Here is a 21,281-nt window from a genome sequence, read left to right as displayed (position 1 = left end):
TCTATCTTTGGATGTTAAGATGGTAATGTTATCATTGATGCCTTCTGAATCCATCTTCTGCAAACATATATTCAATCCCTCATGAATAGTATTATTTTCTTAATTATGCGCCGTATGCGTTTACCGCTTATGGTTTTGATTAGCGTTTACGCGCTGGCCATGGTCGGTATGACATTGATGCCCGGTGTAGATGACCAAGGCAATGTGTGGTACATGGATTTTTTCCATGCGTTCTACTTTGTTTCTTATATGGGCACAACCATTGGCTTTGGGGAAATTCCCTATGCTTTCACAGGTGCGCAACGCCTGTGGGCAACATTTTCTCTATATTTAACCGTTGTTTCATGGATTTATGCGATTGGCACATTGCTTTCCTTAGCGCAAGATGAAGCATTAAGACGTACTTTGGTCGAGCAGCGTTTTTCGCAAACCGTTACCAATATTCATGAATCTTTTTATTTGATTTGCGGCTATGGCGATACGGGGCGAGCCTTGGTGAGTTCTTTGGAAGAGCGTTTTTTACGCGCCGTTGTGATTGAGAAAAATCAAGATCGAATTAATAGCTTAATCATGGAAAATTATCCTGTTTATGTACCAAAGCTCTGTGCTGATGCGAGTAAGCCTATGCATTTACTTGAAGGGGGTTTACGTAATCCACGTTGTGCCGCAGTGGTTGCAATTACCAATGATAACAGTATTAATTTAAATATTGCGATTACTGCAAAATTGCTCAATCCCCAACTACCTGTGATTTGCCGTGTTGATTCCAATGAGGTTGCTGTCAACATGGCCACCTTTGAAGCTGATTTCATTATCAATCCCTTTAATATTTTTGCTCGTTTACTGCATATTATTTTGCATTCTCCCAGCTTATTTTTACTACGAGAATGGTTAATAGGAAAACGAGACATTCCTTTGAATGATAAATTGCTCAGTCCACCACAGCATGGTTTATGGATTTTATGTGGTTATGGACGTTTTGGCCAAGCGGTGCGCAAACAATTGGAACAAGAAATTAATATTCGGATTGTGATTGTTGAAAATAATTTAAGTGAAACAGGCTATCCCAGAGAAGAGTATGTCGTAGGCTTAGGCATGGAACCTGAAGTATTGCACGCTGCACATATTGAACAAGCGGTGGGTATTGTCGCAGGGACGAATGATGATATGCACAATTTGGCCATTGTGATGGCTGCACGACAACTTAATCCTAATTTATATGTCATTATCCGTCAAAATAATGAAGCTAATCAGGTGATTTTTGATGCGGTTCAAGCTGAAATTGTGATGCAAGCCAGCCAAATTATTGCCGACCATATTCGGATTCTATTGATGTCACCGTTACTAGCCGATTTTATTCGAGCCTCTAAATTGCGTGGTAATCATTGGGCTAACTATGTGATAAGTCGCATGATAGGGGTAATTCCTGAACATGCTTCACCAACTGTATGGGAAACGGTGATAAATGAGCAGCACGCCCCTGCACTGTATCAAACATTACAACAAGGTCAGCCTGCTAATATTCAGACATTGATACGCGACCCTAAAGATAGAGAATATAATCTAGCCTGTATTGCATTGATGTTGATACGTGGTGAGGAACAAATTTTACTACCTGATGAAACGGAATGTTTGATGATAGGGGATGTTATTTTATGGTGTGGGCAATATAGCGCATCTAATAATATGGAATGGACACTACAAGACCCTTTTGTATTAACCTATGTCTCTAAGGGAGTCATTATGCCTAGAAGTGTTGTGTGGAAATGGATACACAATGCATTGACGAAAAACACATCAGAAAAGCATTAGATTTATTAACCGAAGTGATGCGGTTGGCTTGACTGTTGGCAATTATAAAAATCTATGCGCAATACAGTGCGTGATAATATATTCATCGAGTTCAATGTTTTAACAGTATATGTCCATCATTTTAGAAAACCAATTTTTTAGTTTCACATTAGTCATCTGAAGCATTAATACATTGTACATTTAACAAATATTCTTCAATCCCTTCAATATCATAATTAGATAATAAGCTGTCCATACGCAAAGCAAAATCGCGCAATGCTTTATTTTTATGTTGCTGTAATTCAACTAAAATATCTTCCAATTCAGAAATATCATTTAATTTAACTGCATTTTCTAAACGAGTTAAATCTGTTTTGGACATTTCTAAACAAGATTCATTGGCCTGGGTTTCAAGCTGTTCAGGATATTCTTGCTGCTTCAGCTCATCCAAAATTTCTAAAATGCTTTCTATATTATAATCATCCAACAAATCACTTAATCGCTCACCAAATGCTTGGGTTGTTGCACTTGCTTTTAAGCCTGTAATAAGTTCATCTAATTCAGTTAAATCATTCAATTTCGCAGCTTCATACAAGCGTGCATATAGCTCTTCGGACAATTGTACTTGAGTGATAGCCAAACTGTCATTACCACTAGAGTTGGAATCCGTCTTATCTCTATAGATAAACTCAAGATTCAGCTGCTTTTCCAAACATTCATAAATAGCTTCAAAACGGAACGGTTTTGAAATAAAGTGATTAAACCCAGAGTCCAACATTCCTTTAGTTTGATGTGCTAATGTAGAAGCCGAAATCGCAATACAAGGTATATCCAATTTTAAATTCTGACGGATATATATAATCATTTCTTCGCCACCCATGACAGGCATTCTGATATCCGTAAATACAATATCCACATCTTGCTGTTTTAAAATATCAATACATTCTTGACCATTATGCGCTTCAATAGTGTCGATACCAATATCTCGTAGCACATGCGCCAAAATATCACGATTTTCTTCCACATCATCTACAACAACGGCTAAAATCTGATAATCATCAGCCACGCGTGCCACTTGCTGGTAATTACCATGAAATTCAACTTCGCCATCGCCTTTTGGAAATGGCAAGATGGCAGTGAATACAGAACCATCACCTAAGTCCGATTTTAAACTCAGTTTACCATCCATCAATTCAATTTGTCGTTTAGTAATAGCTAGACCTAAACCTGTCCCCCCTTTATCATAACCTGAAGTTTCTTGTTGAAATGGCTCAAAAATGCGCCCTTGATCCTCGGCGGCAATACCACGGCCAGTGTCAAGCACATCAAAACGATAAGCATCTGGTTTATTTCCAGGAGAAACGCGTAATACAACTTGACCTTTTTCAGTAAATTTCACTGCATTACCTAGCAAATTAATCAATATTTGACGTAATTTACCTTGGTCACCATAAACTGTTATTTTTTCATAGACCTCGTTTTCAACATGCCAGCCTAAACGCTTTTGCTCACAACGGATTTTAAACATAGCTGAAATGCCATCAACTAATTCATCTAAGTAAAAATTCTCATTACGAATTTCCATTGCACCCGCTTCAATCTTAGAAATATCCAAAATATCATTAATTAAACCAAGTAAATGATTGCCACTGGTTTCAACAATTTGCAGTGCATCGCGTTGATATTTGGTTAAATCTGAATCGCGCTGTAATATCTGCGCATAACCCAATACCGCATTCATTGGTGTGCGAATTTCATGTGACATATTGGCTAAAAATACGCTCTTGGCCTTATTGGCTGCCAATGCTTGATCTCTCGCCTCAGCGAGTTCTGAAGTCCGTTGTTGTACTTTTTCTTCTAAATGCACTCGATATTGTTTTAGCTCTAAATCACGTTGTTCAACTTGGGAAAGCATCTCATTAAAGCCGTCAACCAAACTGCCTAATTCATCATTACCTAACTTCACTTCCCGAATCGAATAATTTTTGTTCTTAGATACCTTTTTCATCGTTGTCAATAAGCTGTAGATAGGTTGACTGATAAAACTCTGTAGCGTTGAAGCAAGAATATAAGCCAGCAACATAGAAGCAAGCATAATTGAAAAGACTATGGCCGCAGCTAAAAATAAGCTTTCCTCTAATTCATCTAAATCCGATTGAACATAAATAATCCCAATGAATTCATCATCAAAGTTAATATTCTTAAACACTTCGATGTCGCGGCTATGAAAGAAGCTGCTGTCTTTAATAGGCTTATCTTCGGTAATGGCTTCAGGACTATTTTTAGCATAGTAGCCCCAAACAGAAGGGTATCGTGGTTCTTGATTGGATAAATCTTTGCGGAAATAGCTGGCGAACAAAGTGCCATCTTTGGTAAAGAGATGTGCGCGTAAGATATGTGGCTTAGCTGTCAATGCTGTTAGATTTTCCTCAGCACTGCTGGCATCATAAAACAATAATGCGCCACTACTGTTTAAACCAATAATATCGGCAACTGTAAACAAATCTGCCACAATCGTTCGACGTAAGCTAAATAATTCGTTGGTTACAAATGCACTTGAAGCCAATAGTAAAACAATAGCACTGGTCGCTAGGATGATGGTACTAAGTTTACTTTTGATCGAAATGTCACGGAAGGCTCTCATTTAAAGACTGTTCCTGTGGCGTTACTCGTCAACAATTTTTGCTAATGTTAATAGCCTAGAACTAATGACAATATTGGATGCTTTGACGGCTTTTAGGTTAATTTCGATAGCAACTCGCTCCCCATTCTTGAGCAAATTTACCATGCCACCTTGCTTTGCAAACTCGGGTACATCACCAACAGTTAAGATGTGTTGATTCTCTGTGTTAGGGAGTATATTTGTCAATAAATCTTGAGCAGCTTGGGTTACAAATAAAATGTTACATTGTGAAATATCACTGAGTGTGATGTTCATCATAAACTCAAGTGGACGTTTTTTGACCTTTTTTTTCTTAATAGAGTTCAAAGCGTCTCCAAACGGGTCTTTTCCCATTAAGCAAACAATCAATGGTTTTTTTCTATCTGCTTTTGGCCAATCTACCATGCGAGCAACATTATATAAAAATGCAGCTTTTAGCTGGTATTCACTTGGAGGTTTTGCCTGAACTACTTGATAAGTAGTGCCAAACAATAGCACAAAGCAAGCAACCATAGCTATAATTTTATAGTTGGAAAAAGATGGTAACAGTGCAAACAACTTATCGCCTGCCTTGAGTTTTAGGTGAAAAAGTGCATAAGATGTCATTGCTATGATTACATTTAGTGCTGAATTGTATCATATAAATAGTATAATTTAGATATGATGAATATAACTGATTTCCACAGTATTATTGATTGTCTTTACTGACCTTGTATGCAAATCCTATGCGCGTGGTTTAATCCTACCAAGCATTCCTTGTTATAAGCTATCTATTTTAACTATCAATTATGAATCTAAATAGGAGCATCTTGTTACATTTTAGCTAAAAAAGAAATAGAGAGTTAAACTGTATTTATTCTTATTTTCTGCTCTGAATACCAGTCCATGCTAAAAAGCTTAAAATAAATTCGGGCATAATGAAAAACAAAACCCCAACAATCAGTAAAGTAAAGACCGCTTGAGACAATAGAATTTGTGGAATAGTAAATCCAAAACCAAGCAGTACAACAATACTAATCGCGGATGCTACCATAAATAAGGCATTGCAGATATTCGCGCCTGAAATAATTCGAGCTCGAAACTTAGGATTACTCCTTTGTTGTACGGTTGTGTTTAAGGGCACAATATAAATGCCGCCAAACAGTCCAATTAATGCGAGGTCTAACAATACACGCCAACTGCCATCTAAAGCCAAAAATTGCCATAAACCGAGCTCACCAGCAGATAAACGTAAGCTAACAAACGGCTGGCTCGCAAAATAGAGGTCAATTGGGAACAATATTAAGCCGATTGTCCCAACAACAACTAAACCCAATTCAATACGCCCCTTAGATAATTTTTCACATAATATCGAACCTAAGCCAATCCCAAAAGAAAACATAAACAAAAGTAAAGTGATGACTTCATTATTGCTGCCTAAAACATATTTAGCGTAAGCAGGTACTTGAGATAAAAATGTTGAGCCTACAAACCAAAACCATGATGCGGTAATAATGGCGATAAACACATCTTTGCGCTCTAATGCAAATTGAAAAGTCCGCCAAGTTTGAGTGAAAATATTCCAATTCAACTTTATATCCGCATCAGGTGCAGCTGCCTTAGGAATGTATAAGCTTGTCATATAACCTAAAATTGCAACCACAAACACAATACCTGACACCAATAACGCGCCATAATCTGCAATTGAAATTAAAATACCACCTAAAATTGTGCCCAGCAAAATAGCTAAAAAGCCTCCCATGCTCAGCAAGCCATTTCCTGCCATTAACTCTTCTTTTTGCAATTGTTGTGGTAAAATAGCGTATTTTATAGGACTAAATAAAGCAGACTGCATTCCCATTAAAAACAACAGTACGATCAAAAAGCCAATATTGTGCGTGTAAAACCCTATGAATGACAGTGACATAATGACGATTTCTAGTCGTTTAGTTTGCTGAATTACCCACGCTTTTTCATATTTATCGGCAAGCTGTCCCGCAGTGGCTGAAAATAGGAAAAAAGGCAAAATGAAAAGACCTGCACTCATAGTAACAAGTTGAGTGGTTGGAATGTTATACAACATATCACCTTGAAAAATAATTAGAATAACCAGTGAGTTTTTATATATATTATCGTTGAATGCACCAAGACATTGGGTTAAAAATAAAGGGAAAAAACGCTGACTTTTAAGCAAACTGAGCTGATTCATCTACGTGCTCCAATTCTATACCTTACTCACATTCTACACTCAATAAACTTGCTAAACATCAATTCAATCGCTGTTGTCAGCATTTATGTTACAATCGGCCACTATTACCTCCCCCATTAAATGTATAAAATAATAGCTTCTCTGTTTTGGATGCAAACGAAAGATTTATCAATTCTAGTAGATGATGCAAGATAAATTTAAAATCTTAGAATTGTTAGCATCACATGCTTTTTTTATGGGACAGTTGAAAGGTCACTTTAGCTCATTTTATGTCAGGTTGTTACGCTCGCTCACAGGATAGGCTTTATGTTGCAGACAAGTATTGATTGGCAAACCATTGCAAAACACATTACTGAGACGACAGACCAAGACTTTCAGGTGCAAACGCATTATTCCATCTCAGGTGGATGTATCAATCAAGCTTTTCGCATCGAAGGCTTAGGGCAGAATTACTTTGTTAAAATCAATCAGCCCAGTGCGTATGAAATGTTTGAGTCTGAGGCCGCCAGTTTGGCCGAATTGGCACAGCCTGCGGTTATCAAAGTGCCAGTACCGATCTGTTGGGGTTCGACTCAAACTCATGCCTATTTAGTGACTGAGTATATCGCAATGCCGGGTGATGCACGTAATGCAGGAATTCAATTAGGTCATCAACTCGCCGTTTTACATCAAGTGATGCGCACACCTTACGGTTGGTATCGAGATAATTATATTGGCTCAACTCCCCAGAAAAATACACAGGAAAATGACTGGGCTACATTTTGGCAAAAACAACGTTTAGCCTATCAATTAGAGTTAGCCTCCCACAAGGGTTATAGCGGTAATTTGCAAACCCATGGCGAAAAATTATTAGATGAAATTGGCGTATTTTTTACCGATTACTCCCCCTCGCCTTCCCTATTACATGGTGATTTATGGTCAGGTAATTACGCAGTTGATGTGGATGGCCAACCCGTGATTTTTGACCCTGCCATCTATTATGGCGACCGTGAAACGGATATTGCGATGACTGAATTATTTGGTGGTTTCCCTAGCGATTTTTATGCAGCCTACCAAGATCAATGGCCATTAGATGTTGGCTATCCTACCCGCAAGATTCTGTATAATTTATATCATATTTTGAACCATTTAAATCTGTTTGGTGGCGGCTATTTAAGTCAAGCTGAAGGCATGATTTCAAAATTATTGAGTGAAATTAAATAGATGGATTTTATACATGGTATTACTATTCTGCTGATTTATCAGTTGATTGGGGAGTTCTTTGTATTGTTTTTAGGTTTGCCGATACCTGGTCCTGTTGTCGGTATGATATTGCTACTGTTGACATTATTGTTAAGAGCGCATGTTCCAATTTCCCTAGATATTTCTTCCTCAACCTTATTGGGGCATCTATCACTATTATTCATACCTGCGGGTGTTGGACTAATGGCACATTTTGAGCTGATAGCAAACCAATGGCTGCCGATTGTAATGACACTGATACTTAGCACGGTTTTTACCATGGTAATGACTGCTGCAATCATGGTACTTAGCTTAAAGCTATTTACTAAGGATTCAAGTCAATGACAGAACCTAATTTAGCCACCATTTGGGTTTATCTCTCAGCTGAGCCATTGACAGGTTTAACCATAACCTTGATTGCGTATGGCATCGCTCATCGTTTGTATACTTACACTAATTCAAATTCATTGTTACATCCTGTTGCGGTTGCCGTTTTGATATTGATTAGCTTTTTAACCCTGACAAATACTTCTTATGCAGCTTATTTTGAAGGTGGTCAATTCATCCATTTCTTATTAGGTCCAGCAACGGTTGCTCTTGCAATACCTTTGTATAAACAATTACCTAAATTAAGAAAAATTTGGCTGCCTGTTTCAATTGCATTGGTTATGGGCGCGATCTTAGGTGCATTAAGTTCGGTTTTAATTGCAAGATTTTTTGGGGCAAGTACCGCGATTCAATTGTCGTTAGCTCCCAAATCCGTGACTGCGCCTGTTGCAATGGGTATTGCGGAAAAAGTCGGTGGGATTCCTTCATTAACCGCTGCCATGGTCGTGACAACAGGTATTATCGGGGCAGTTTTTGGTACGAAACTATTTGCATTGATGCGGATTAAAGATGAAAGTGTCAAAGGCATTGCAATGGGTGTGACGGCACATGGAATTGGAACAGCGCGTGCCTTTCAAGTTAATTCAGAGATGGGTGCATTTTCAGGGTTAGCGATGGCATTATCAACATTTATCACCGCCCTTATTTTACCTTGGTTATTGAATTTATTGGGATAATAAAATCTTTAAAAATATTAAAAATATCTCAATTCCATCAGATAAGTTTAATTATTTGCAATCAACAGAAGAATGAGAAATGCTTATAATTGATTGATATTTAAGAATGTATTAAGACACTGCATGATAATGTATTCGCCAATGTCTAATGATGAAAAAATACAATTCATTCTACCCACCCTACATGCGTAAGATGGGTTGATAATACTTAAATAAAATATTAAAGTATTTTAAATACAGCCTCTGCCGCATCTAATGTTTGTTCAATATCAGCTTCACTGTGAGCAGAAGAAATAAAACCTGCCTCAAATGCAGATGGCGCAAGATAAATACCTTTATCAAGCATCGCATGGAAAAATATTTTAAACCGTTCGACATCACATTGCATAGCTTGGTTAAAATTAGTTACAGCAACGGCCTCAGTGAAAAATAAACCCATCATGCCACCGATGGATACACCTGTCATAGGAATATTATTTTTTTGCGCACGTTCTAGCATTGATTGTACAAAGCCTGCTGTTTTTTGAGTTAAATCTGTGAAAAAATCTGGTTGACTGATAATCTCTAAAGTTGCTAATCCTGCAGCCATCGCAATGGGATTGCCTGATAATGTACCCGCTTGATACACAGCACCTAATGGCGCAATATGTTGCATAATTTCTCTTTTGCCACCAAATGCACCCACAGGCATACCACCACCGATTACTTTACCCAAGCAGGTCAAATCAGGTGTCACATTGAACAAACTTTGTGCCCCACCTAATGCAACTCGAAATCCTGTCATGACTTCATCAAAAATAAGGACACTACCATATTGATCGCAAACCGCTCGTAAACCTTGTAAAAAACCATCTTGTGGTAAAATACAGTTCATATTACCTGCGACAGGCTCAACTATGATTGCTGCAATTTGTTCACCCATTTCAGCAAAAATAGTTTTAACTTGTTCAATATCATTGTAATCTAAAGTCAATGTATGTTCGGCAAGTGATGCGGGCACACCGGGACTATTTGGCAATCCGAGAGTCAATACGCCTGAACCTGCTTTAACCAATAATGAATCAACATGGCCATGGTAACAGCCAGAAAATTTTACAATTTTATCTCGACCCGTATAACCACGTGCTAACCGAATTGCGGTCATTGTTGCTTCCGTACCAGAGTTCACCATACGCACTAAATCGATTGATGGCACAAGCTCACATACTTTTGCGGCTGCTTGCGTCTCAATTTCTGTAGGCGCACCGTAGCTCAAGCCATTTTTAACCGCTTCTTGTACTGTGGAAATGACTTTAGGGTGAGCATGACCTGCGACCATAGGCCCCCATGAACCAACATAATCAATATAGCGTTTGCCTTCACTATCATATAAATAAGCCGCTTCCGCCCGTTGGATAAATACGGGATCACCACCAACACCTTTAAATGCTCTGACAGGGGAATTCACACCACCTGGAATATATTGTTGTGCCGTTTCAAACAGTCCATGCGCTGCAATCATAGGTCATCCTTTATTTAAATTGCTATCTGAAAATGCAATCAATTAAACGTGATATAGCAGATAAAATCAAGAACGGAACAAGTGAACTTGCAAACTTGAGGTGATTTGAATTGAACAGAACAGTAAAATGTTTAAGGTCATAACGGAATAATTATTGCCTATTTTTTATGATTGTAGCTTGGGGGCAGTTTGATTTTTAATATAATATTCGTCTACATTGAGTGTGAAAAATATCGCATCTTAGTTGTAAAATACAAGTAAGTCTTATAAAAAGTAAACCAATGAATATACTGGATATAAAAAATATTTTAAATTATTAAATTTTATTGTTTTGTCACCCTTTTGTCATAATTTTTATATCGAAAAAAATCAAGCCTGCTATCTATTATTTAAGACCTGTTATCAAGGATAAGAGTTACCTGTAGTCAAATTTGCGCTATAAATAGAAGTATAGAAAAAAGTAGCAAAACACTACAAAATAAAATTCTTTAATTTTTTAAGCACAACACGGCTTGATTTGTGCCATTTGTCCGTCTGCAAGTTTATACTGACTAGACTAGAAAATTTTTAAGAAACAAGCTAAAATTGCCACAGTTGTTTTCATTCTTAATATCTTGAAATAAAAATTATTTCTGTGTAAACCGCAATTAAAAACTGTTCGGTATGCTCAATTTTTTAGTCTACATACAAAATTAGCTATTTAAATTTACACAGTTTAACCAAGGAGCGTAACATGTCTCGCGTTAATACTAAACTTAGAGCTTCCGTTCTAGCAGCTCTTTTAACTTTCGGCTTTACAGGTGTTACCCACGCATCTTTCGTTGAAGGTGGTACAGCTTCTAGTGATAGTTCTGGCGACTATAATGCAAAAATTACTGGTACCTCAGCAGGCCAATCAGTATTAGGTACATTGCATGGTGAATCACATTCCAGTTGGGCTGGTGTCATTAAATTAGGTTTATACGATAACGATGGCAACTTAATTAGCACAGCAGGTACTTTTTGTACGGATTTACAACATCCAACTTCTGTTGGTGAAACTTATGAAACCAGTAACGAAGAAATGAGTTGTAATTTGAAGTATTTAGTAACTAACTATCCCGCTGAATTTAGTGGTCTTACTGCTGCTGAAGCGGCGGCACGCCAAGCGGCAGTTTGGTATTTAGCTGATGGTTTTGATACTTCAGTTCCTGTTAGTGTTGCTAATCGTACTGATGCAATTGTTGCTGATGTGGAAGCAAATGCTGACTGCTCTACCTATGAAGAGCCTCTTATTTTAAGTGTGTCTACGGATACAGTTATCGCTTATGAGGGTGGAACAGTTACTTATACTATATCTGCAACTCGTGGTAATCAACCTGTTGAGAATGAGGAAGTGACATTATCAACTGATTTCGGTGCATTAAGCACAACAACGGTTATGACTGATGAATTTGGTGAAGCAACGTTTACAGTTGAAGCTAGTGGTGCAGGTACTGCAACTGTTGAAGCAACTGCAAGCTATACAATGCCAGCAGGTGTTATTTTCCATGCCCTTGATTTGGAAAGACAAAAATTATTATTAGCGGATAGTCAAGAAGGTGTCACTTCAGCAGACATTACAACTGTCTGGCAAGTAGCTGAAGGTTCTATCACCGTCAATATCTTCCACGACCGTGATATTAACGGCGAAGATGCTGGTGCGAATGAAGGTGAAGAAGACTTAGAAGGTTGGACAGTTAAATTACGTGATAGCGATGGCAACGTGATTAAAACGGCAACAACTGATGAAAATGGTTTAGTATTCTTCAACAACGTACCTAATGGTGATTATACTGTTACTTATGATTTACAAGATACATGGTTAGACACTAATGGTGATGAACCTTCAATTGAAGCAGGCATTTCTGAAACAATCACTGTTGACAATGACAGCCATTATGAAGATATGGGTGTGATTCAAACCCCATTCGTTGATGTTTGTGTTTACTTTGACAATAATAATGATGGCATCGTTAACGAAGGTGAAACTTTATTAAGTGGTTGGGATGTTGAACTATTCCGCGAAAATGGTAGTTCGGTTGTAGGTGCTAGTGGCACGACTAATGAAGATGGTAAAGTGATATTAACATTCCACCGTCACAGTGACTTTGAATTAGGTGGTACTGGCTACTTCACAGGGTTGATTGAGCAAGATGCTTGGAATGCTTTACAAGATGCAGGCGATGCTGATGATGGTGTTGCAACAACAAGTGTCTTTACTTTAAGCGAAAATATGTATGAAGAAATTTGCTTCCCAGTTGAAGACGATGGCCAATTAGATGATGGCGACGAAAAATGTGACCCTGAAGTAGAAACTTGTGACTTAGCAATTGACGGTATTGCACCTTCTGTAATTGATTTATATCAAGGTGAAGTAGTTGATGCCGACTAATTGCAGATACTTCATTTAATACAGTCTCTATAGTAGTCTGTTAGTTAATAACCCTCTGGAGCTTAGGTTTCAGGGGGTTATTTCATTTTGGCTGAGTGCTATACTACATAAAATATTGTCTTATCCTGAAGGTACATTATGAAATGGCTTAAAATCGGTTTAGGCATTCTCGCCTCACTATTATTAGTCATCAGTTTGGCCATTATTGCAATTACACAATGGGTTGATCCAAACCAATACAAGCCGCAGATTATAGAGCTGGTTGAGCAAAACATAGGACGCAAACTGAGCATTGAAGGTGATATCCAACTGAGCTTTTTCCCTTGGTTAGGCTTAAAACTGGGCAGTACTACACTGAATAATCCTGATGAGTTTCAACAACAGCCTTTTGCTGCAATTCAACAAGTCCAACTCAAAGTTAAATTATTGCCATTGTTCAGTCAGCAAATTCAAATTGGGCAAATTCAAGTTGATGATTTACAGTTATTGCTTATTCAGCGTGCGGATGGCTCAAATAATTGGCAGGACTTAGCTCAAACAAAAAGTACTGAACAAGACTCAAGTGGTACAGATGAAAACCAACAAAATGTTTATCTTGAAAATTTAAAAATAGAAGGCTTAAGTTTAAATAACAGCTATATTATGTTTTTTGATGAAAAACTGCAAACTAGCTATGCGTTGCAAAATGTCAATTTAGAAACTTCAGCGATTACACTTGACCAAACTATGCAAGTAAAATTAGAGACTTTAGTCAATGCCAGTCAATTGGAACAGGCTGCTAAAATACAATTACAAACCGCAGTGACTCCTAATCTTAATCAGCAATTATTTCAGTTTGAAAATCTACAATTAAACATCGATTCTAAGTTGCTACCAGATAATGTACAGTTGGCTTTAGCGCATGGAAAGTTAGATTTAAATCAGCAAATATTAGATATTCCTGAGGTCATTATTCAGACGTTAAAAGCCACGATTAAAGCTCAATTTAATGCCAGTAATATTTTATCTACACCTGAGTTAACAGGATCAGTAGATATTCAACAATCTCAACTTGATGAATTATTGAAACAATACACACTACCATTCCCAATAAAATCAACAAAAATAAAATTCAACCTACAAGCTACGCCTGAAAAAATCCTGTTTAGTGAGATAAACGCACAATTTGACCAATATCCTATTCATATTCCCCATGCAAAATTAGACCTAATTAAACAACGAGCTGAGATAGAAAAGTTAGATTTACAGGTATTAGATGCAAAATTACAACTTAATCAACTAAAACTAGAACATTTTTCTAAACCTGAATTTTCCAGTCAGCTTAAATTAACGGATTTCAATCTGAAACAATGGCTACAAATATTGAAATTGCCTGAACAAAAAACCGTAGATAAAAAGGCATTGACCCAACTAGATTTAAGCACAGATGTAAAAGGTGATTTACAACATATTGAATTGCAAAATTTAGCAATTAAACTCGATCAAACTCAAATCAAAGGCAAAGTTGCACTGCGTGATTTTGCTAATCCTGTTCTTTCTTTGAGTTTAGAAGCGGATAAGCTTGACGCTGACGGTTACATGCCACCAGCCAATCCTAATCAAAAATCATCTCAACCCTTATTGCCTTTAGAATTATTAAAAGCCTTTAATGTGAAAGGTCATATCAAACTCAGAAAGCTAACAATCACTCAAATGCAGTTGCGCGATATTAACTTGCAACTTATTGATTAATGAATCAACGGGATGAATTTAAAATCAATTTCAAAATAATTTAGATTTATAGATTCATCCTAAAATAGGTTTAATTCTGCTGTACAACAGGAATACTGATGTTACTGATTAAGGGTTTTCCATCAATCCAACGATAAACTTCTAAATCACTACCACCTCGGCAACAACCTTTAGCACATTCATCAATATGCGTATGCTGCACTTTCCCTTTGCGTATCCAGTGTTCTAACAGAGTTTGCACTAACGGTGGTTCAGTGCGAAAATGATGGGCTAAATCAGTTAATGTTGCTTGTTTATGTTCGATAAGATAGGCTTTGAGCTGACGTAAATCCATTGTGTTTCCCTGAATGCCATGAGAATTATTCTCAAACAATGATGATAGTCATTCCTATTTGAGCTGTCAAATTTATCCTGCCATTGAAAACCATCACAATCATTCATACCCTAAGAAAATGGAAATATAATGACTTGCAGAGCTAATCGTTCTCAGTTTTACATCATACTGTATTTTAATCGTTTATTAGGACAGTCCATCTTTAAACATTTTTGAAGGATAAAGAATGCGATTTTTAGCTTTTATCACCATGATTTTATGTTCAAATAGTGTATTTGCAGCAGCACAATTAGACGCGCGTTTAAGCCAATATCAAATAGGGATTGGGGAAACAATTGACTTATACGTCACCTTGTCACAACCCAGTGATCGTGTGAGCACAGAGCCTGATATTAGTGTTTTACAAGATGATTTTAATATTTATAGCCGCAACACCAGCCAGTCCACTAAAATTATCAATGGCCATCGCAGCCAAGAAATTACTTGGATTTATAAAATTGAACCATTGAAACGAGGTGAATTAAGCATTCCTTCGATTCGTTTGAACACAACCGCAGGTGTATTAAGCACCCAACCATTGAAACTACAAGTCACTCAAGCAGGTGCGCCACGCCAAGATGGTACAGAATTGCAAGTGGAAGTCTCTAATCCGCAACCTTATTTGTATGAACCTGTGCATATTAAATTACGTTTATCACATTTAGGTGATTTGCGCAATCCTGAACCGATGATGCCAAACAGCGGTGTTGTTGTAGAGCAGCTCACCAATATGTCTGCGAAAAAAGAAGTGGTTAATGGACGTAGCACAATTGTGCATGAAATTGAATACTTGCTAACACCAATGCAAAGTGGCGCAATTGATTTGGGTATCATTAAAATGCGGGCTTCTAAATTGGATGATAATAATCAAAGTGGTCAATATGGTGGTTTGTTTAGTTTCAACGCATATCGTCAAGTAACTATTGCTGCAAAACCCGTGTCATTGAATGTTCAAATGCCAAAACCTAGCCAAATGCAAACGTGGTTACCATTATTAAATTTAAAAATAGACGCAACTTGGGAAAGTGATATTGAGCAAGCAGTGACCGTCGGTGTACCGTTAATTCGCACGATCAAAATTATTGCTACAGGTATGGGTGGCCAGCCTTTTCCCGATTTAGAGCAGCTAATAACAGGCAATGATGATTTTCGAATTCGTCATTCTAAACCTGAGAGTGAGCGTAAGCTATTGGCTAACACTCGGATTCCTGCCAATTATATCACCCAAACCTTGAGTATTATTCCGTTACAAGTTGGCGAAATAACGATTCCTAAATTGCGTATACTTTGGTGGGATATTAATGAGAAACAAATAACATCAGTTGAAATTCCTGCGCAGGCTTTGACTGTACAAGCAAATCCAAATGCGATTCCAAGTCCTCAAGCCATTGTCAATCCAATGGCAATACAACAGCAAATGCCTGTTACAACTCAGACTATTGTGCAAGTGCAGCAAGTACACAAATTGAGCAAAATACAATTGAGTCTTTTAGGAGGTTCGGTTATGGCTTTAATCATTGCATTGTTCCAATCATGGTGGAAACAAACTGAAGTCAAAAACCAAGTAAAACCAACGCAATCAGATCATCATGCTTTGTCTAAAAAACAATTTAAACAACAACTGTCCACTGCATTGACTGCATTGCAAATTCAGCAATTATTGCAGCAATTCGCGCATGAACAATGGCAGTTATCAAAAAATAGCGCATTAAGTCATATTGGTCAGGTGATGCAGCAGCAGTTAACTCAAGGCGAAGCTTTGGCTGATATGCTCAGAACCTTGGAAAAAGCCTTATATGCTGAGCAATCTGAGTTTAATTTAGCGCAATGGAAACAAGCATGGCTTCAAACGTGGCAACAAGCTAGACCAGCCACAAATTCAACTCAAACAACAGCTTCTGGTATGGGTTCATTAAATCCAGTTTGAATATATAGTCGTTTTATTTTAAAGTGATACAGGACTGGCAGTCCTAGATTTTAAAACTGATTGATATTTAAATAATAACAGGACTGCCAGTCCTCACACCCAAGATAGAATTGACTATAATCTGCTTTTCTATCAATGATTTGTTCCGCAATAACCGTTTGACATCCCATTGCATCCATCGTAATCACAGCACCTGTTATATCTAACCGTTCTAACAACTTTGGAATCGCTCTTGAATTAGCTGTCTAACCATGTAGGCAATTCTGTAACATCATCCAAACAGGTTAACGGGTTGCAACTGAGTAAACGCTGTTTTTCCTGCAAACCATAAGAAACTGCAATACTGGCCATATCTGCATTATTTGCCATTTCCAAATCAAACAAGCTATCACCAATCATCACCGCTTGACTCGCGTCAGTATCTAATTCTTCTAAGATTTCATACAACATTTGTGGATTGGGCTTTGATGTGGTTTCTTCAGCACAGCGCGTACTATGGAATAAATCGCGTAAGCCTGTTTTATCTAATGCATCATTTAAACCGCGCCGACCTTTACCTGTAGCAACAGCCATTTGATAACCTGCATCATAGAGGCTTTGTAATACTTCATCCGCTTTATGAAACAAAGGCGTTGGTTTTGCCATACTAGAAAAATAATTCTCTCGGTAAATGTTCACCCCTTGTTTTAACAGAGCGGCACTGCCATCAGAACATAATGCCTCAAATCCTTCATATAATCCAAGACCCACAACTTGTTTGATTTCGTATGCACTACGGGGCTGTAAGCCCAGCTCAGCGATAGCAATTTTAAAACAATCAACAATAAGAGCTTGGGAATCCATCAAAGTCCCATCCCAATCAAAAATAAGTAATTTAAAGGCCTGTGACATGTTGTTATCCAGAAAATGGCGGTAAGAAATTGGGCAGTAGTTTAGCAGAAACCTTAAGCGGAATGATGCGCATTGGAAAACCATGACAAATTTAAAGCACTATAATTTGCTTATTTGTTAAGCCTTTTGTATATTTAGCTCCCTTAAAATACATATTTTAGATTTTGTTCTTTTAACGCACATCTCACTGATAAGTAGCAACATGGCGCAATATATTTACACAATGAACCGCGTGGGCAAAGTTGTCCCACCAAAACGTGAAATTCTTAAAGATATTTCTCTGTCTTTTTTCCCCGGTGCAAAAATTGGTGTGCTGGGCTTAAACGGTGCAGGTAAATCCAGCTTATTACGCATCATGGCAGGTGTGGATAAAGAATTTAACGGGGAAGCTCGTCCCCAAGCAGGTATTAAAGTGGGTTACTTATCTCAAGAACCTCAACTTAATACGGAAAAAGATGTACGCGGTAATGTCGAAGAAGCAGTGAGTGAAACCAAAGATTTATTGACTCGGTTTGATGAAATTAACATGAAATTTGCCGAGCCTATGACCGATGAAGAAATGAATGATTTAATGGAAGAACAGGGTAAATTACAAGATGCCATTGAGTCTGCTGGCGGTTGGGAATTAGATAGACATTTAGAAATAGCCGCTGATTCATTGCGTTTACCTGCTTGGGATGCGGATGTGACCAAATTATCAGGCGGTGAAAAACGTCGGGTCGCATTGTGTAAATTGTTATTATCCAAGCCAGACATGTTGCTTTTAGATGAGCCAACCAACCATTTAGATGCAGAATCAGTGGCATGGTTAGAACGCTTTTTACAAGAATATCAAGGGACTGTGGTTGCTGTTACCCATGATAGATATTTCTTAGATAATGTTGCAGGTTGGATTTTAGAATTAGATCGCGGCCAAGGTATTCCTTGGGAAGGCAATTACACATCGTGGTTAGAGCAAAAAGACCAGCGTTTAGTTCAAGAAGAGCGTCAAGAATCCGCCCGACAACGTTCAATCAAACAAGAATTAGAATGGGTGCGTAGTAATGCCAAAGGCCGACATGCGAAGAGCAAAGCCCGTTTGGCTCGTTTTGATGAATTAATGAATCAAGATGTACAAATCCGCAATGAAACCCAAGAAATTTACATTCCACCGGGCCCAAGATTAGGCGATATGGTGATAGAAGTTGAAGGCCTGCGCAAAGCATTTGGTGATAAATTGTTGGTTGATAATTTGGAGTTCAATTTACCACCCGGTGGGATTGTGGGCATTATCGGTGCGAATGGTGCGGGTAAAACCACGTTATTCCGTATGTTTGCAGGTCAAGAACAGCCTGATGCAGGTGAAATTCGCGTTGGTAAAACCGTTGAATTGGCTCATGTAGATCAAAGCCGTGATAGTTTGGCGGGTGAAAGAACGGTATGGGAAGAAATTTCTGATGGACAAGATATGGTTGTGGTCGGTAAATATGAAATCCCGTCGCGTGCTTACGTTAGTCGTTTTAATTTTAAAGGCCAAGATCAGCAAAAATTTATTAAAAACTTATCTGGTGGTGAACGTAATCGGGTGCATTTAGCGAAATTATTACGCAGTGGCGGCAACGTTTTATTGCTCGATGAACCAACCAACGATTTAGATGTGGAAACTTTGCGGGCATTGGAAGAAGCATTATTAAATTTCCCAGGATGCGCTGTGGTTATTTCGCATGACAGATGGTTCTTAGACCGAATTGCAACCCACATGTTAGCGTTTGAAGGCGATAGCCAAGTGGTCTGGTTTGAAGGAAACTACGCTGATTATGAGGCTGATCGTAAGCGTCGGTTAGGTGTAGATGCTGATACACCACACCGAATCAAATACAAACCATTAGCCAATTAACGATATTTTCACTTTTTAAATTTTAATTGGCCAGCTTTCAAAGCTGGCCTTTTTCAATAAAAATCCTCTCTTATTTTCTAAAATCATACTTAATAGCAATGTATTACTTGTATATTTCTCAAAAAAACTCCATTTATTGAAGATAATTCAATAGTCTATAATTTTGTATAAGTGCATGAATTTAAATAATTAAAGTATGCTCTGTTTTTTATGCACTTTTATTAGCATTTGATGCACACATTGATTCTCCCTACCTTTATAATTTTTCATGAGGCATAATTATTGAATATTATTTCTTAAATATCATATTTAAAGAGTTCACCTAATGATAGTAGTAGCTTTACAACTCAAAGCAAAATAACATGCTATATCGTTCTGCGTAGATAAAAGCATTAGCAAAAATCATAATATTAGCTACTAGAATGTTCAGTTTGTTTTATTTAATCAATTTTTATTTGGCGACGAGGTAACTTCTCAAATCTATGATTCATTTCATGAATGATAGAAATATGTGTTTTATAGCCCAACATGAGGTTGCAACAATGAAACTCAGTACTAAATATGCTTTGTACTTAACACTGATTAATTTTAGTTTACTTGTCTCCGTCTTTTTTACTGAAGCATGGTTATTTACCCAGGATATTGAACACCTAACCAATGAGTTGAAATTACAAACACGTCAAGAGTACACATTAGTTGAGCAGCAGAAGTTAAAAAATGCGGTAGAACATATCAGCGGCCATATTGCACCAGCCTTACAAGCCTCTGATACTCTAGCGATTCATGAGTTATTTGAGAAATTAGGTAGTTGGTTTTCTTTGGAAAGCGCAGTTATTATAGATAATCATGGCAATATTCTATTTAATTTCGATAATCAGAAAAAATTAAGTGTGGAGACAAGGCGAAACCAAGCCTATTTTTCAAAAGCTAAATCATCCTCTTATTTAGATTTTTCTCAAGCAAAAACCGATATTTTAATTCAGGAAAATGCGCTAGGTTATCACGTTATTTCCCCTCTTCACACAGATTCTCAATTACTTGGTTATTTAGGTTTGTATATTTCTTATTCAGGTATACAAAACCTCTTGGACAAACAAAATCAATTTACGCATAAAGTATTACAAAACTTCATGTTTAGTTCTCAAATTGTTGAAATTATGGGATTATTTACGATTGTTATCGTTTCTATTTTAGCCAGCTATTATCTGTCTTATCGCGTATCTTTACCTTTAAAAACCTTAACTTGTTGTGTGGAAAACTTATCGCAAAAAAACTTTTCACCTGAATATATTGATAGCTTAAAGAAAATCCATATTAATTATACCGATGAACTAAGTATTCTGGCTTATTCATTTGAAAAAATGGTGGTTGAACTACAAGATTTTATTAGAAATTTAGAATATAAAGTTAAAGTCAGAACCGCTGAAGTTGAATTAGCTTTTGACGAGCTTAATAATGTGAACCATCTGCTTGAAAGAGAAAATATGCGGATTGCAACTGAATTAGATGTTTCCCGCGAATTTCAATATCTTATTTTACCCCGCCCGCATGAGTTGCAAGCAATTCAAGATTTAGATATTAAAGCAAACCAGCCAATGGAAAATGATAGATATGTTATAGTTTTTAATGGTGAGATTTATAAC

The 21,281-nt window shown here is 37.4% G+C and carries 15 protein-coding genes and 1 pseudogene; 9 read left to right on the top strand and 7 right to left on the bottom strand.

The annotated features are described in order from the left end of the window. Positions 1-81 precede the first annotated feature (81 nt). Complete coding sequence (locus ABXH34_RS06395) at positions 82-1,812, top strand: potassium channel family protein (RefSeq protein WP_353571035.1); 1,731 nt, start codon at positions 82-84, stop codon at positions 1,810-1,812. A gap of 148 nt (positions 1,813-1,960) precedes the next feature. Here the strand turns inward: ABXH34_RS06395 and ABXH34_RS06390 are convergent, their stop codons facing one another. The 3 genes from ABXH34_RS06390 to ABXH34_RS06380 form a co-directional block, all read right to left on the bottom strand. Continuing rightward, positions 1,961-4,435: an ATP-binding protein gene (locus tag ABXH34_RS06390; protein ID WP_353571034.1), complete on the bottom strand. Its 2,475-nt coding sequence runs from the start codon at positions 4,433-4,435 to the stop codon at positions 1,961-1,963. Positions 4,436-4,456: 21 nt separating this feature from the next. Beyond that, entirely contained in the window at positions 4,457-5,059 is a 603-nt protein-coding gene (locus ABXH34_RS06385) for a YfiR family protein (RefSeq protein ID WP_353571033.1), read from the bottom strand. A gap of 253 nt (positions 5,060-5,312) precedes the next feature. After that, positions 5,313-6,641: an MFS transporter gene (locus ABXH34_RS06380; protein WP_353571032.1), complete on the bottom strand. Its 1,329-nt coding sequence runs from the start codon at positions 6,639-6,641 to the stop codon at positions 5,313-5,315. Between the two features lie 306 nt (positions 6,642-6,947). Between ABXH34_RS06380 and ABXH34_RS06375 the strand changes: the two genes are divergently transcribed. The 3 genes from ABXH34_RS06375 to ABXH34_RS06365 are packed head-to-tail and all read left to right on the top strand — an operon-like array spanning position 6,948 to position 8,926. Beyond that, complete coding sequence (locus ABXH34_RS06375) at positions 6,948-7,844, top strand: fructosamine kinase family protein (protein ID WP_353571031.1); 897 nt, start codon at positions 6,948-6,950, stop codon at positions 7,842-7,844. After that, positions 7,845-8,207 carry a CidA/LrgA family protein gene (locus ABXH34_RS06370; protein ID WP_353571030.1) on the top strand — a complete coding sequence of 121 codons (363 nt, stop codon included), beginning with the start codon at positions 7,845-7,847 and terminating at the stop codon, positions 8,205-8,207. It abuts the gene before it with no gap. Next, positions 8,204-8,926: an LrgB family protein gene (locus ABXH34_RS06365; protein ID WP_353571029.1), complete on the top strand. Its 723-nt coding sequence runs from the start codon at positions 8,204-8,206 to the stop codon at positions 8,924-8,926. Before ABXH34_RS06370 ends, ABXH34_RS06365 begins: the two co-directional genes overlap by 4 nt. Positions 8,927-9,146: 220 nt before the next feature. Here ABXH34_RS06365 and hemL read toward each other — a convergent pair whose 3' ends face one another. After that, the gene (gene hemL / locus ABXH34_RS06360) at positions 9,147-10,427 is read right to left on the bottom strand and encodes a glutamate-1-semialdehyde 2,1-aminomutase (RefSeq protein ID WP_353571028.1); all 1,281 of its coding nucleotides are present in this window, start codon (positions 10,425-10,427) and stop codon (positions 9,147-9,149) included. A gap of 733 nt (positions 10,428-11,160) precedes the next feature. Between hemL and ABXH34_RS06355 the strand changes: the two genes are divergently transcribed. Both ABXH34_RS06355 and ABXH34_RS06350 read left to right on the top strand, forming a co-directional pair. Further along, positions 11,161-12,840 (top strand): SdrD B-like domain-containing protein, encoded by a 1,680-nt coding sequence (locus ABXH34_RS06355; protein ID WP_353571027.1) that lies wholly within the window; start codon positions 11,161-11,163, stop codon positions 12,838-12,840. Positions 12,841-12,978: 138 nt separating this feature from the next. Further along, positions 12,979-14,571: an AsmA family protein gene (locus ABXH34_RS06350; RefSeq protein WP_353571026.1), complete on the top strand. Its 1,593-nt coding sequence runs from the start codon at positions 12,979-12,981 to the stop codon at positions 14,569-14,571. 70 nt (positions 14,572-14,641) lie between these two features. Here ABXH34_RS06350 and ABXH34_RS06345 read toward each other — a convergent pair whose 3' ends face one another. Beyond that, positions 14,642-14,905, bottom strand: coding sequence for a FeoC-like transcriptional regulator (locus ABXH34_RS06345; RefSeq protein ID WP_353571025.1), 264 nt, complete (start codon positions 14,903-14,905; stop codon positions 14,642-14,644). A gap of 226 nt (positions 14,906-15,131) precedes the next feature. Between ABXH34_RS06345 and ABXH34_RS06340 the strand changes: the two genes are divergently transcribed. Next, positions 15,132-16,871 carry a BatD family protein gene (locus ABXH34_RS06340; protein ID WP_353571024.1) on the top strand — a complete coding sequence of 580 codons (1,740 nt, stop codon included), beginning with the start codon at positions 15,132-15,134 and terminating at the stop codon, positions 16,869-16,871. A 116-nt stretch (positions 16,872-16,987) separates the two neighbouring features. Here ABXH34_RS06340 and ABXH34_RS06335 read toward each other — a convergent pair. Together ABXH34_RS06335 and ABXH34_RS06330 are read right to left on the bottom strand one after the other, a co-directional pair. Then, positions 16,988-17,101, bottom strand: a pseudogene (locus ABXH34_RS06335) (ISAs1 family transposase); the annotation flags it as partial. Positions 17,102-17,108: 7 nt separating this feature from the next. Beyond that, positions 17,109-17,762: an HAD family hydrolase gene (locus ABXH34_RS06330; protein WP_353571023.1), complete on the bottom strand. Its 654-nt coding sequence runs from the start codon at positions 17,760-17,762 to the stop codon at positions 17,109-17,111. 202 nt (positions 17,763-17,964) lie between these two features. Between ABXH34_RS06330 and ettA the strand changes: the two genes are divergently transcribed. Next, positions 17,965-19,638 carry an energy-dependent translational throttle protein EttA gene (gene ettA, locus ABXH34_RS06325; RefSeq protein ID WP_353571022.1) on the top strand — a complete coding sequence of 558 codons (1,674 nt, stop codon included), beginning with the start codon at positions 17,965-17,967 and terminating at the stop codon, positions 19,636-19,638. A gap of 542 nt (positions 19,639-20,180) precedes the next feature. Beyond that, positions 20,181-21,281: hypothetical protein (locus ABXH34_RS06320; protein ID WP_353571021.1), on the top strand; the 1,101-nt coding region annotated here is incomplete at its 3' end.

The organism is Candidatus Albibeggiatoa sp. nov. BB20, assembly GCA_016744725.1.
Classification (GTDB): domain Bacteria; phylum Pseudomonadota; class Gammaproteobacteria; order Beggiatoales; family Beggiatoaceae; genus Albibeggiatoa.
This window is presented reverse-complemented; position numbering and strand designations above follow the sequence as displayed.

Excerpts from the sequence above, each read along its gene's own strand:
- ABXH34_RS06330 (WP_353571023.1), bottom strand. The coding sequence starts at position 17,762 with ATGTCACAGGCCTTTAAATTACTTATTTTTGATTGGGATGGGACTTTG.
- ABXH34_RS06385 (WP_353571033.1), bottom strand. The coding sequence starts at position 5,059 with ATGACATCTTATGCACTTTTTCACCTAAAACTCAAGGCAGGCGATAAG.
- ABXH34_RS06370 (WP_353571030.1), top strand. The coding sequence starts at position 7,845 with ATGGATTTTATACATGGTATTACTATTCTGCTGATTTATCAGTTGATT.
- hemL (WP_353571028.1), bottom strand. The coding sequence starts at position 10,427 with ATGATTGCAGCGCATGGACTGTTTGAAACGGCACAACAATATATTCCA.
- ABXH34_RS06380 (WP_353571032.1), bottom strand. The coding sequence starts at position 6,641 with ATGAATCAGCTCAGTTTGCTTAAAAGTCAGCGTTTTTTCCCTTTATTT.
- ABXH34_RS06355 (WP_353571027.1), top strand. The coding sequence starts at position 11,161 with ATGTCTCGCGTTAATACTAAACTTAGAGCTTCCGTTCTAGCAGCTCTT.
- ABXH34_RS06390 (WP_353571034.1), bottom strand. The coding sequence starts at position 4,435 with ATGAGAGCCTTCCGTGACATTTCGATCAAAAGTAAACTTAGTACCATC.
- ettA (WP_353571022.1), top strand. The coding sequence starts at position 17,965 with ATGGCGCAATATATTTACACAATGAACCGCGTGGGCAAAGTTGTCCCA.
- ABXH34_RS06395 (WP_353571035.1), top strand. The coding sequence starts at position 82 with ATGAATAGTATTATTTTCTTAATTATGCGCCGTATGCGTTTACCGCTT.
- ABXH34_RS06375 (WP_353571031.1), top strand. The coding sequence starts at position 6,948 with ATGTTGCAGACAAGTATTGATTGGCAAACCATTGCAAAACACATTACT.
- ABXH34_RS06345 (WP_353571025.1), bottom strand. The coding sequence starts at position 14,905 with ATGGATTTACGTCAGCTCAAAGCCTATCTTATCGAACATAAACAAGCA.
- ABXH34_RS06365 (WP_353571029.1), top strand. The coding sequence starts at position 8,204 with ATGACAGAACCTAATTTAGCCACCATTTGGGTTTATCTCTCAGCTGAG.
- ABXH34_RS06340 (WP_353571024.1), top strand. The coding sequence starts at position 15,132 with ATGCGATTTTTAGCTTTTATCACCATGATTTTATGTTCAAATAGTGTA.
- ABXH34_RS06350 (WP_353571026.1), top strand. The coding sequence starts at position 12,979 with ATGAAATGGCTTAAAATCGGTTTAGGCATTCTCGCCTCACTATTATTA.